Here is an 11,935-nt window from a genome sequence, read left to right on the forward strand (position 1 = left end):
GCTTGTCCTTAACTGAGCTCGTCGGTGAGCGTCTTGGGGTCCTGGCCGGTCATGGCCGCGTGCAGCAGTGCGGTGAGGTTGGCCTCGGTGACGGGGCGCGGATTGGAGGCCGGGATGGCGGGGAGTGCGATCTGGACGGCTTTAGCGATGCCGTCCTCGGTGAACCCGTAGTCGGCCAGGGCGCGGGGGGCATCCAGCTTCTCGCGCAGCGCCTGGAGGCCCTCGAGGGCGTCGGCGGCGCCGAATCCGGCCGCGATCCGGGAGGCGGCGTCGGCGGCGTAGGGAGCGTTGAAGGCGAGCACGTAGGGCAGGACGGTGGCGTGGGTCTGGGCGTGAGGGAGGTCGAAGGTCCCGCCGAGGACATGGCAGATTTTGTGGTGCATCCCGGACCCGGCCGAGGCGAAGGAGACTGCGGCGAGGTAGGCCCCGTAGAGGGCCTGCTCCCGGCCCTCAAGACCTGCGGGATCGGCCACGATGGCCGGTAGTCCCTCGGCCAGGGCGCGGATGCCCTCCGCGGCGATCGCTGCGTTGATCGGGTCCGCCCGGGGCCCCCAGAGTGAGTCCACGCAGTGCGCCAGCCCGTTCAGCCCCGATGCGACCGACAGGCCAACCGGCAGCGACAGGGTCAGGGAAGCGTCGTACACCACTGTCACGGGCAGTACCTGGTCGTCCACTCCAGTGCCTTTTCGGGCACCCTCGGTCACGCCCCACACGTTGGTGGCCTCCGAGCCCGCGTAGGTGGTGGGTACAGCGATGATAGGGATTCCTTCGGTGAGCGCGATAGCCTTTGCCAGGCCGGTCGTCGATCCGCCGCCCACGCTGACGATCAGATCGATTCCCGCCCTTGTCGCGGCTGCCCGTGCCCTCTCTGCGACCCTGACCGGCACATGCATCACAACCTCGTCATACCACAGCTCCACCCTGATCCCTGAGGTGATGGAACGGGCGATCTCCACCTCTGACGATGCCGCGATCACCATCACCCGCCTAGCAGCAAGCCGGACCACCTCAGCGGTCAGGTGCTCGGAGGCCTTCCCCGACCCGAACAGAACTCGCTGACCGAGCGTCAGGTGATCAAAAACCAGTCCCATGGACTTCTCCCTTGATCTCTAGCAATATTCTCCGCGCGCCCGCGTCCTCGCGGAGGCATGTTCACGCGTTCAGTACAATTTAACACGAATGGTCCCATGTCGTTAGGACGTGGCAAGGGGTGAATGAGAATATCGACCCGAACCATCCTAACTAGACAAGATATGTTAAGTAGCACTTGACGGGAAGGTGGCAGGGCGCGACACTTGTTGAAGCGTCAACTAAGCTCCAGCAGATGCTCACGCTTGAGATACCACAGCCAGGGGTAGATGGACCACCTTCCCTCACAAGAGCGCCTCCTACCCAGTACTAGCAGAAGGAAAAAATGACTGACATCACCATTATCGGAACCGGCAACATGGCCCTCGGTCTGGCCACCCGAGCGGTCGCGGCCGGAAAGAGTCTGCAGCTTCTGGCACACAAGGACAAAGGCACGGCAGAGGCTCTCGCAGCCGAACTTGGAGGCAGTGTATCCACTGGGGTTGTGGGCGATGTGCTGACCAGCGAGATCGTGATTCCGGCTGTATTCTTCGACGCCGCGAGAGATATCGTCGCCCTCTATGGTGATTCACTGACGGGGAAGGTCTATGTTGACATCACGAACCCGGTCGACTTCTCCACCTTCGATGGCCTCACGGTACCTGCCGGTAGCTCCGCGACGGAAGAGCTTCAAAAAGCTACCACTGCGAAGGTGGTCAAGGCATTCAATACAACCTTCGCCGCCACGCTGGCAGAAGGGACCGTTGGCGGGCAACCCCTAGATGTGCTGATCGCCGGCGACGACCAAGCCGCAATCGAGGCCGTGGTCGAATTCGTTGTTGCTGCCGGTCTTACCCCGATTGTCGTTGGAACCCAGCGCCGCGCCCAGCAGCTTGAGCAACCGGGTTCCTCCACATCCTTCTCTCTGCCAACGATCAGCTCCCGGATTTCCAGTGGAACTCTACGCTAAAGGTCCTGGCTGCAAGATAGGCTGGCTCCGACGCCCCAAGGTCCTCTCCGGCTATTCAGGGGCTAGTGCACTACCGTTCGGGACGAACCTGGACCAGCTGATGCGACCCCTTGCGGAACTGGTAGTGGGTGAAGAGGCCACCGACCTTTTAAGGCTCTTTGGGGATCTTCCGGGCCGAGAATGCTTCCCGATCGATTGATCGAGGGGACATCGCCAATACCTTCATGTTGTCCGGTCTGCTGCCCAGGCGAGCTCAGAATTGCGCTGTTGGCTTTGTCCAATAGGTCAGAGGATAGAGCCGCCCTTCCTGCATCCCCCAGGAGCTGGCGCTGGGCTGCGTTCTTGACCAGGTGTCAGTCGTTCAGGACTCCTACGACCTGGATCTAGCGAACGATTGGCGGGGCAAGCTCGAAGAGCTGATGTTTGAGGACGTGGACAGCGGTCTGCTTATACCAGGACGCCATGGACCAATGTCAGCCGGGACTGGTTCGAGCCATTCAATGGCGTCTTCGTCACGCCATTCGTGGCTGAAGCTGTCACGTAAACAGTCGATCAGTCGAAGACGCAGGAACCGCCCGCAGGCCTTGGTATTGGCGAAACTTCCGTGGTCAACCCCGCTCGGTGAACCTTAAAATTGGTTGGGAACACACGCGGGGCGGGTGGGCTAACCGGCTGCGTCACCCTGGACGTACCCGGGGGAGAGGATGAAATCACGGAAGTCTTGCCTGCCGAAGGTACTGGTAGACCGTTACCCTACGGATTCCGTATTCATGTGCGAGGACGACTTTCGGGATGCCGCTGCCGGCGGGTTGGTTCAGTCCGGCCGCCCTCTCGGCTGTCAGGGTCTTCTTCCGTCCTTTGGGGCGCTGCGCCGTGTGGCCAGGGCGATGCCCTCGCGTTGACGTTCCCTGATCAAGGAGCGCTCGACTTCGGCGAAGGCACCCACGTCGGGGAGCATAAGGTTGGCGGTGGGGGAGTCGGTCTCACAGGACAGGATGCATGCGTGCGTACTCCAAGCCCATGTCGCACATCAGCTTGTTTTGAGAGAAATACTGCCACTCGACCGAAATGTGACGAAGCAGGGCGTGCGCCGGGACCAACGGCTGCGTCTTTCCCGTCTCCACCCTGAGACCAGGCTTATTGAATACCGAGCGCATGTCCGCCTTTTGTCATACTCGGTCCGAGGGCCTGCCGCTCGTGGCGCAGGCGACACCGATCGCACGAGAAATCGGCATTCGCACCTCTGGCCTGAATGTTGCACACGGTCACCCCAGCCCTATTAATCCGCAGGCGGTCAGTTCGGCATCGCCTAGCGACGACCGAGCTCCGCAATGGCTGACCAGTCCAAATGTGCAAGCTGCGCGTCAGCGAGAGCGGTCTCGAAGCGGGCTCGGATTGCCGGGGTAAGAGGAAGCTCCAGCCGCGACTCCGCCGCGAGGCGCTCCGCGAGGCTCAGATCCTTAAGCCCCAGGGCGACCGTGAAGCCTGGGGGTTCGTAGCAGCGGTCAGCGATGATGCCGCCGTAGACCGAGTGCACGACTCCTCCGAAGAAGGTGCTGGTGAAGAGGTCGACGAACTCACGGGCCGAAACACCTTCCGCCTCTACGAGCGCGATGCCTTCACTCATGGAGGCCACCGCATGCAGGACCATCAGATTCATTGAAATCTTGACCGCATTCGCCTGCCGCGGCTCATTACCTAACCGCCACCGCTTGACACTGCAGGGCGCTAAGTACCTGTCGATGGCGTCGAGTGCATCCGACGGGCCGCCCAAGAGGATGTTTAGCTTCCCCTCGGCGGCCACTTCGGGTCGACCCAACACGGGGGCGGCAACGTAGGCTACTCCGGCATCCGCGAATCGGCGCGAAAGGCGCGCGCCCATCTCAGCGCTAACCGAGGCCATGTTCGCGTGGATTCGCGGACCGCCCGCCGCGCCGATGCTCTCGCGGCTAAGCACCATCTCGGCTGCGCTGTCGTCCGCGAGCATCGAGAAGGAGACAGGCTTGGCAAGCGCCTCGGCCGCCGTTTCGGCCACTACGGCGCCGGCGGCAACAAGATCATCCTGCGCGACGGATCGGCTTCGGTTCCACACTGTCAGATCGATGCCCGAATCGAGCATCCGGCGCGCAATTGACGATCCCATCCGGCCAAGCCCCAGATATCCGGCCTCTGTCATGTTATTCCTCCGGCTCCTCCGGCCGCTCTCAAACGGCCGTGATCGCGTCGATCACGGGCGACGCAGCTGCACTCCAATTACACAAAAGGTCGACGGCGGCGCTCCCACGTTCGACCTGCAGAACTAACGCTCTTCTGCACGCTCGAACCGGGGTTGCGGGAGCGGAGCAAGCGATAACGCGACGCTGGCGAGTATGACCTGACAACGCGCCAGCGTCGCGAGCTAACGGCTCTCCCGAACGGGGGACCGTCCACGGCCGACAGAAACCGGCCGAGCGGGTCTGGGCCATCTCCGAGGACGGCCGAGACTAAAGCCGCCACGGCGAAGAGCGACTACTCCCCGTCGTTTCAAACTGCGAGATTCTCCCCGATCCAGTCTCGCAGGTTGGTTACGGGAATGAGGTGGCGGACATTAAACGTATCGCTCTTGTCCCATGCCACCCCTCGGCCCTGCGCGAACACAGCGCGATACTTGCTCGTCATGTTGTCTGGGTCGCTGGCGAGCTGGTCCAACAGGAATTGCACCGTCCACTCCACTCGTTTGAACGGGCGCTGGAGCACTGACTCCAGAGTGTCCGCCAACTCTCCGTAAGTGATGGTGTCGCCGGCGAGGTACACGATCTCGTTTCGAATCCGGGGTTCGGTGAAGAGAATCTCCGCCGTCAGGACCCCAATATCCTCGGGCGTCGTCACGGTGACGGCTGTGCCCAGGCTTCCCAGGGCGTTGACCGTGTCCTTCCGCAGGTCGACCATGCCGGAGTTCGGTTCGAAGAGGTAGTTCATGAACATGCCGGTCGAGATGATGACCCATTCGGTTTCGGTCTGCGATCGCAGCAATTCGCGCACGTCCAGCTGCGAGTCGAAAATGTCCTGCGGGCTTCCGCGGCCGATAATTTCGAAGTCGACGCCGAACTGCCACGGGAAATAGCGCGGGAGCTTGGCCTGAAGCGCCGCGTGCGCAACCTTCATTGGCGTTTCGAGTCCGGCGGTAATCCCCGTGCATCCGATAACGGTGTCATAGTTCGCGAACAGCGATGCGAGTTCGTCAATGGAATTCTTGATCAGGTCGCCCTCGACGATCTCGACTCCGAGGCTGCGGATCTCGGCGATGTCGCGCTGCTTGTCCGGAACCGTCGAATTGACGGTGCTCGCCCGCACCAGAACACTAACGGTCGCACCCTCCACGTCTCGCGCTCGGCGCGCAACATTGCGCAGAACCGGCATGCCGAGCTCTCCCGCCCCAATGATGAGGATATCTCGAGAGTTCGGAATTGAACTTGCGTTTGCCATTGGTGGTTTTCCTTACTTGATTTTATGTGTGGTCATCAGTGTTTTTTCATCCGGCAACGGCGGAATGGCGGTCGGCTGTCAGCCGATCGATTACCTAGCCTGGGTCAACAGCGACTCAAAGCGCGGAGCTCAGTATGGCCGCGGTCCCGAAGCGGGTGTCTGCCCTAAGCACTCTGTGTTCGCCGATGACCCCGCCGCTGCGTCTCAGCCGGCTTCTTGTTCGACGAGTTCAACGTCGGCAGCGCGCTGAGTCTTTCGTTTTCGGCCTGGCCACGACAGTTCGCGCGACTGCGTGAGTCCATCCGGTCTACGCAGCAGGATCACTACAAGGATGAGTGCAAGCACAAGATCTGAGAAGCCGCGGGGCAGGGGGATCGACAGGAATGCAACCGACTGCCCCGACTCCCAGCGTGCGAGCACCCAGACGAGAACTGATACGACGACCGCCCCACTCACAGCGCCGAACAGACTCCGAAGACCGCCGATGATCAGCATCACCACAATCACGAAGGTTAGGTCCATGTAGAAGTCAGTCGGCCCGAAAGATCCAAGCCAATGCGCGTACATCGAGCCTGCAACGCCCATTATGGCACCGCTGAGAACGAAGGCCACCCGACGCTCACGGTGCACTTTTACACCGACAGCCTGGGCTGCGATCTCGTCCTCGCGCGAAGCCCTTAGTCGTCTTCCGGACGGGGAGCTACCGTAGGCTGCCGCCACAACGATGACGACCGCCGCCCAGGCGTACGCACCCCACAACGTTAGGTCGGTCGGGATACCTGTGAGGGTGCCGAGGCCTCCAGTGACGCTGGTCCAGTTCGTGGTGACGTTAAGGACGACGATCAGTAAAGCGAAGGATGAGATTCCGGCGGCGTGACCCGATAGACGCATCATCGGAATCGCGACGAGTGCCGAAAATGCAGCGGCGACGACGGCCGCGACTATCGTCGCTACCACGAATGATGTCTCTGTGTTTGCCAACACACCTGGCAGATCGGGAAGCACGAACGCTCTTGTAGTCAGCGGGATCGTCAGGAGCGCCGACGTATATGCGCCTACTGACACGAAGGCTATATGACCGAACGAGAGTACTCCGGAGATTCCCCAGAAGGTATAGAGGCCGACAGCCATGACCACGTTGGCAAGCCCGCCGATGGCGACGCTCGAAAGCGCCGGATTGCCGAGCGAGAGAAGGGCCACCAGTACTGCCAATGGTACGACAAGGCCTGCGGTCGGCCCTGCCGCTGCCAACCAGCTGGGAACAGGATTCTGTCGGGTGTTCACACGCGCGACCTCTCGTTAGCCGAGGGCAGTAGGCCCTGCGGGCGGAATGTCAGGATTACGATGACGAGCGTGTACAGAATCGCATCGCGATACGGGCGGATTTCCTCGGGTAGCAGCACCTGAAGCGCCACTGTCGTGCCGCCGAGCAAGAACCCACCCGCAACCGCACCAGGGAGACTGCCAAGCCCACCAATGACCACCGCGACGAACGCAATGAGCACAGGCTGGAGGCCGCTCGTGGGAGTAAGGGTCCCCGAGCGGGCTACGAGCAGTAGCCCGCCGGCGCCGGCCAGCAAGCCACTTACGGCGAACGCGACCATCATCACGCGGTTTGACCGCACTCCGACGAGGCGCGCCATCGTGAAGTCCTCCGCAGCAGCCCTCAACTGCACCCCGACGGGGGTTCGGTTGAGAAGCAGAGCCAGCCCTGCGAGCATCACTCCGGCAACCACGATGGTCACAAGATCGATCCACACGATGCTCAAGCTCCCAATCTGAAGCGGCTTTGCCAGCTCCGACCCGAACGAGGTCGACACCGTGTCGCTGCCCGCGACGAGGGTGAGCAGGCTTTTGATCGCCAGTGCGACCGCGAATGCGAGAACCAGGAGCGTGCCGGGGTCGGCACCTCGAGCGAAGCGGAAGACGCCACGCTCTGTCGCCACGGCGATGGCGATGCCCGCTGCAAGAGCGCAGACGATCGCCACCAACACCGGGACGCCAGCCAAAGCCAGCAACACGTATGCCGCGAAAGCGATGAAGTAGCCGTGGGCGAAGTTGATGATGCCGGCAACACCGTAGACCACTGCGATCCCGAGGGCGTACAAGGAATAGAGTCCGCCGACACTGATGCCCGTGATGATGTTCTGCAGCAATGTCATGAGGAAGTCCGTTCGTCGCCACGAGCCGAGAAGAAGGCTTGGGCCAATTCCTCGGTCACCGCCGTCGCTCCCTTGCCCTCCAGCTTGCCGTGTCGCATCACGTAGGTCACATCCGCCAGTTCAGCGGCGCGCTTCGCGTTCTGCTCGACGAGCACGATAGTCATGCCTTCGTCCCGCAGTGTGACGACAGTCTGGAACACTTCCTCGACGATCTTGGGCGAGAGTCCTAGCGAGGGCTCGTCGAGGAGGAGTACGGTCGGACGCATCATGAGGGCACGCCCGATCGCGAGCTGTTGCTGTTGCCCGCCAGAGAGCAGACCTGCCTGCCTGCTGGCGAAGTCGCCGAGCACAGGAAATCGTTCATATATCTCTTCAACCTCCACCTCAGCACGATCGGCGCGACCTGCGCGCGCGACCGTCAGATTCTGCTCGACGGACAACTTGGTGAAAATACGGCGCCCTTCGGGCACGAGCGCGATGCCCGCCCGCGTCCGTTTCTCGGGCGAGTGCAGGGAAATGTCATTCCCGTTGAAAACGATCCGGCCCGATACCTTGCCTTCGCAAGCACCGGCCATCGCCAAGAGGGTCGTGGACTTGCCTGCGCCGTTCGGCCCGATAAGAGCGAGGATGGTGCCAGACTCTACGACGAGATCCACGCCGCGTAGTGCTGCAACTGCACCGTATCGGACATGCAGGTCGCTCAGTTCAAGACGAGACATGGGGGGCCTCCGCTCCAAGATAAGCCTCGACAACGGCCGGATCGCGAACGACGACCTGCGGTTCACCCACAGCCAGAGTTCGGCCGGCTGCAAGGACGTGCACCTGGTTACAGACTTTTGTGATCAGGCGCATATCGTGCTCGATCACGAGCAGGCCGCAGCCCTTGGTGTCGCGTACGTCGATCAGTGCCGAGGCAAGGTCGTCTGTTTCGCTCTCGTCAAGGCCTGCCGCAGGCTCGTCGAGGAGCATGAATTTTGGATCCGTTGCGAGGGCGCGGGCCAGGGCGACGCGACGCTCTGATCCGTAGGGCAAACTGGACGATTGGACTTGGGATAGGTGGTCGAGCCCAAGTTGCTCCATCAATTGCGTGGCCCTGTCGCGCGCGACTCGCCTGGAGGCTCCCACGCCCCGAGCTCCGACCTCGATGTTCTCCGCCACCGTGAGCCGGCCAAAGAGCCGGACGGCCTGAAAGGTGCGAGATACGCCGGCCGCGACCCTCGCTTCCGGGCGCAAACGGGTGATGTCCCGGTCGCCGATCCGCACGCGCCCTGACGTAGGGCGCTGGAACCCGGTGATGACGTTTACCATCGTCGTCTTTCCGCTGCCGTTTGGTCCGATCAGGCCGAGGGTTTCTCCTTGGCTGATCTTGAAGGAAACGACGTCACACGCCTTGAGCTGGCCGAACGATACGCACACGTTGTCGACGGCAAGTTCCTGCGGTTGGGGTTGGTTCATGTGTCAGCCGATTCCGTCGGTGATGGAGGCGGGGACCGATGGTGTGACGGTTTTTATGTAGCCGGGCTTGCCGTTGGTGTATTTGATGATCCTGAGCGGGCTGTTCAGGGGGATGTGTGCTTGGGGGGTGAAGGTAACGGTGCCGGTGAGGAACGGCTGGTCTGTGAATGTGTTCCATACCGCTGCGATCTTCGCACCGTCCGTACTGCCGGTTTTTTCGATCGCGAGCTTGAGTGCCTGGACGATTGTGTCGCCGACTACTGGGCCGCCGCCGTTGGTCAGGGTGGTTCCTGTCGTTTTCGAGTATTTGTCCAGCCATTCGTTCACGGCCGGGTCGGCGTCGTCTTTGTATGACGAGACGGTTGCGGTGTGGTAGAAATTGTTGAGATCCGGAACCGCGCTGTTCCAGCTAGTGCCGTCGAACGGGTCTCCCGAGAGGATGGGGATGTCGATGCCCGCGGCGCGGATCTGCCGCAGTGCTGATGCGCCACCAGGCGGGTAGGAGGCAAGGAACAGCACGTCGGGGGCAGCGGCCTTGATCTTGTTGATCTGAACGGCGATCGAGCTGTCGTCATTCTTGAAGGTGTCGGTGCCGACGACGGTGCCGCCGCCGTTCGTGAAGAACTTTGTGAAGGCTGAGTTCACGCCTCGGGTATACGAGAGGGTGTCATCCAAAAGCGTGAAAGCCTTGGTGTAACCGTTCTCCTTGCAGAACGTCGCCAGCACGGTTCCGGCGTTTCCAGCGGACGGGGCGAATGAGTACGCCTTGTCTCCGATGCCCTGAACACCGAATTTTGGAGACGCCGCACCCAGCGAGATGCTGACCATGCCGTTCTTCTGCGCGACGGAAGCAGCAGGGCTGCCAAAGTCAAAGTCTTTGCTGACGATCATGATCTTGGCGCCGTCGTCGATGAGTTGCTGCGCGACCTGCCCACCCCGCGCCACATCAGACTTTGTGTCCAGGACCTTGAGATCCACCTGGCGGCCGTCGATGCCGCCCTTGGCGTTGAGCTGATCGATCGAGTACTTGACCACGTCGAGGACCGGTCCGTCGTAATCCTTGAGCACACCGGTCAGCCCGACGGCGGCCCCGATCACGAGCGGGCCCTTCTCATCCTTGGACGCGCTGCTCCCGCTCGGGGAGCACGCCGACAAGACCAGCATCGCGGCAGCGAAACATGCCACCACCACCCCCGAAGGCTGCTTATGGATCTTCATGAAACTCCGTTCCGTAATCCGTATCGTGGAATCAGCATTCTGCTAGCCGAAACACTAGAGAGTAATAGCGCACACGTCAATAGAAAAAAATAACTGATACTGGACTGACGGTGGCAAGCAACCGATTTCTCCGACAGCTGATCTGAGGCGTGTTGCGATGTTTGGAGGACCTTGGTGTCCTTGCAGTCCAAGTGGCAGATCCGGTCCTTGAAGTCCGAGATGAACGGGGCGGAGTCCTGCCATATCAAGGGGGAGGCCCTGTTTGGGCCGAATGCTTCGCGGTGACCGATCGGCTTCGAGGGTGCTCCCACCGCCGGGCGTCCAGGTGGTTGGCGCAGACTGCGATTACCAGGCGGTAGTAGCCCCCGCCGGAGGCCAGTTTCGCGCTTCTTCGAATGGGAGGTCGGGCCACTGGCCGGTGAACGGGGTAAACAGGCCGGACATCGTCAAGCTCCTGCACGAATGAACGCCCGAGGTTCAGCAGATACGTCCCCAGGCGATTCGATGCCCTTGCCGGAAAATGATGCCTTCAACCAGCAACAATGCTGCCGGTGGACGACCAAGTCAGCCAGCCGCGCCTTGGCTTGCGAGCTCAGGGCATTGATGGGCATCTTCTTGTCCACCGGGATCACTGGAGAGCGATGGTAAGAGGTAAGGAGACGCAATGCGTGTAAAAAGTAAGCCCCCCCGAGATCACCTACTTTTCCCCACCAATTTTGAAGACGAGGATAATTGCCCTTCCGTGAAGTTAGCTAACCACCTCCTCGACGCCCTCATGTGGCTGATGGATGAGGCGGTACTACAGTTTGGCTTGACGAAGTTACCGGTAGGCCGTTCCTCGGCTGATGCCCTGAGGGGATCGGCCGGCCGTTCCGGGATGAGGGTCATTTCCGTTGCTTACAGGCACCGGCGGTCGAGCGGAGGCGCCGGTGACAGGCCGCCACGGATACTTAAGACATGATGATCTTGATGTCCATGAGGGTTCCTTCCACTGCGTTCGGGTCACGTCTTTAGGTCTGGGCTACTTGGATCGGCCGCTGCAAAATGATCATCCCGTCCCTGTGTGCCCGGGGTCTGCAGCTTCAGGGCAGTGGCCGCAATCAGCACCGATATGGTTGCCGCGGTGAGCAGGCTCCCGTTTCACAAGCGGGGGAGTCATGGCTGCTGAGCATGAAGCCGAAGGCTGCGACTGCCAGCGCGCCGCCGACTTGACGGCTGGTGTTGAATACGCCGGAGGCGATGCCGCCGCGGCCCGGTGGAACACTGTTGAGCAGGATCGCCGTGGTGGGCGGCATGACGAAGGGGCCGCCCAGTCCGGCGAGGACCATCAGGATCGCGATGAGCCACAGCGGGGCTGCAGGGAAAGCTGCGAGCAGCGCGAGCCCGACCGCCACCGTATGCTTCAGGTGGCCTTTGGCTGGGAGGACGTGCACCTGCACCGGTTCACGGCATTGGATCCCTTTGTGCGGCTGCGGCCGGTCGATGGCGGGTTTCCAGAGGACCTGCAATGGCTTTCAAGGTGGTTGGGTCCCCGGATAGGAGTCCGGTGTTTGTGTGAGTTTCGTGTCCGAGAATGGACGCAGGAGGAAATTCACGA

The 11,935-nt window shown here is 61.6% G+C and carries 10 protein-coding genes and 2 pseudogenes; 1 reads left to right on the top strand and 11 read right to left on the bottom strand.

Annotated elements, in window-relative coordinates:
• Window positions 1–8 precede the first annotated feature (8 nt).
• Window positions 9–1,091, bottom strand: coding sequence for a maleylacetate reductase (locus OOZ51_RS19865; protein ID WP_265981514.1), 1,083 nt, complete (start codon window positions 1,089–1,091; stop codon window positions 9–11).
• A 323-nt stretch (window positions 1,092–1,414) separates the two neighbouring features.
• Between OOZ51_RS19865 and OOZ51_RS19870 the strand changes: the two genes are divergently transcribed.
• Window positions 1,415–2,038, top strand: coding sequence for an NADPH-dependent F420 reductase (locus OOZ51_RS19870; protein ID WP_265981516.1), 624 nt, complete (start codon window positions 1,415–1,417; stop codon window positions 2,036–2,038).
• Between the two features lie 710 nt (window positions 2,039–2,748).
• On the opposite strand, the pseudogene OOZ51_RS19875 reads toward OOZ51_RS19870, so the two are convergent.
• From OOZ51_RS19875 to OOZ51_RS19915, 10 genes and pseudogenes are all read right to left on the bottom strand, one after another.
• Window positions 2,749–3,017, bottom strand: a pseudogene (locus OOZ51_RS19875) (recombinase family protein); the annotation flags it as partial.
• Window positions 3,018–3,347: 330 nt separating this feature from the next.
• Window positions 3,348–4,214 (bottom strand): NAD(P)-dependent oxidoreductase, encoded by an 867-nt coding sequence (locus OOZ51_RS19880; protein ID WP_265981517.1) that lies wholly within the window; start codon window positions 4,212–4,214, stop codon window positions 3,348–3,350.
• Between the two features lie 347 nt (window positions 4,215–4,561).
• Window positions 4,562–5,503 carry an aromatic alcohol reductase gene (locus OOZ51_RS19885; protein WP_265981518.1) on the bottom strand — a complete coding sequence of 314 codons (942 nt, stop codon included), beginning with the start codon at window positions 5,501–5,503 and terminating at the stop codon, window positions 4,562–4,564.
• 204 nt (window positions 5,504–5,707) lie between these two features.
• Window positions 5,708–6,703, bottom strand: coding sequence for a branched-chain amino acid ABC transporter permease (locus OOZ51_RS19890; protein ID WP_265981519.1), 996 nt, complete (start codon window positions 6,701–6,703; stop codon window positions 5,708–5,710).
• 80 nt (window positions 6,704–6,783) lie between these two features.
• Window positions 6,784–7,665, bottom strand: coding sequence for a branched-chain amino acid ABC transporter permease (locus OOZ51_RS19895; RefSeq protein WP_265981521.1), 882 nt, complete (start codon window positions 7,663–7,665; stop codon window positions 6,784–6,786).
• A complete protein-coding gene (locus OOZ51_RS19900; protein ID WP_265981523.1) occupies window positions 7,662–8,384 on the bottom strand; it encodes an ABC transporter ATP-binding protein in 723 nt (240 codons plus the stop codon). Before OOZ51_RS19900 ends, OOZ51_RS19895 begins: the two co-directional genes overlap by 4 nt.
• Window positions 8,371–9,120: an ABC transporter ATP-binding protein gene (locus OOZ51_RS19905; RefSeq protein ID WP_265981524.1), complete on the bottom strand. Its 750-nt coding sequence runs from the start codon at window positions 9,118–9,120 to the stop codon at window positions 8,371–8,373. The genes OOZ51_RS19900 and OOZ51_RS19905 overlap by 14 nt, the downstream gene beginning before the upstream one ends.
• A gap of 3 nt (window positions 9,121–9,123) precedes the next feature.
• Entirely contained in the window at window positions 9,124–10,338 is a 1,215-nt protein-coding gene (locus tag OOZ51_RS19910) for an ABC transporter substrate-binding protein (protein WP_265981504.1), read from the bottom strand.
• Window positions 10,339–10,636: 298 nt separating this feature from the next.
• A pseudogene (locus tag OOZ51_RS22430) lies at window positions 10,637–10,782 on the bottom strand (sugar phosphate isomerase/epimerase); the annotation flags it as partial.
• A 656-nt stretch (window positions 10,783–11,438) separates the two neighbouring features.
• Entirely contained in the window at window positions 11,439–11,732 is a 294-nt protein-coding gene (locus tag OOZ51_RS19915) for a hypothetical protein (RefSeq protein ID WP_265981525.1), read from the bottom strand.
• Window positions 11,733–11,935 lie beyond the last annotated feature (203 nt).

Origin of the sequence: Arthrobacter rhizophilus (genome assembly GCF_026241105.1) — a bacterium.
Taxonomy (GTDB): Bacteria; Actinomycetota; Actinomycetes; order Actinomycetales; family Micrococcaceae; genus Arthrobacter.

Bases quoted from the DNA above. Each gene is read 5' to 3' on its own strand.
- OOZ51_RS19895 (WP_265981521.1), bottom strand. From the start codon at position 7,665: ATGACATTGCTGCAGAACATCATCACGGGCATCAGTGTCGGCGGACTC.
- OOZ51_RS19910 (WP_265981504.1), bottom strand. From the start codon at position 10,338: ATGAAGATCCATAAGCAGCCTTCGGGGGTGGTGGTGGCATGTTTCGCT.
- OOZ51_RS19870 (WP_265981516.1), top strand. From the start codon at position 1,415: ATGACTGACATCACCATTATCGGAACCGGCAACATGGCCCTCGGTCTG.
- OOZ51_RS19905 (WP_265981524.1), bottom strand. From the start codon at position 9,120: ATGAACCAACCCCAACCGCAGGAACTTGCCGTCGACAACGTGTGCGTA.
- OOZ51_RS19885 (WP_265981518.1), bottom strand. From the start codon at position 5,503: ATGGCAAACGCAAGTTCAATTCCGAACTCTCGAGATATCCTCATCATT.
- OOZ51_RS19900 (WP_265981523.1), bottom strand. From the start codon at position 8,384: ATGTCTCGTCTTGAACTGAGCGACCTGCATGTCCGATACGGTGCAGTT.
- OOZ51_RS19880 (WP_265981517.1), bottom strand. From the start codon at position 4,214: ATGACAGAGGCCGGATATCTGGGGCTTGGCCGGATGGGATCGTCAATT.
- OOZ51_RS19865 (WP_265981514.1), bottom strand. From the start codon at position 1,091: ATGGGACTGGTTTTTGATCACCTGACGCTCGGTCAGCGAGTTCTGTTC.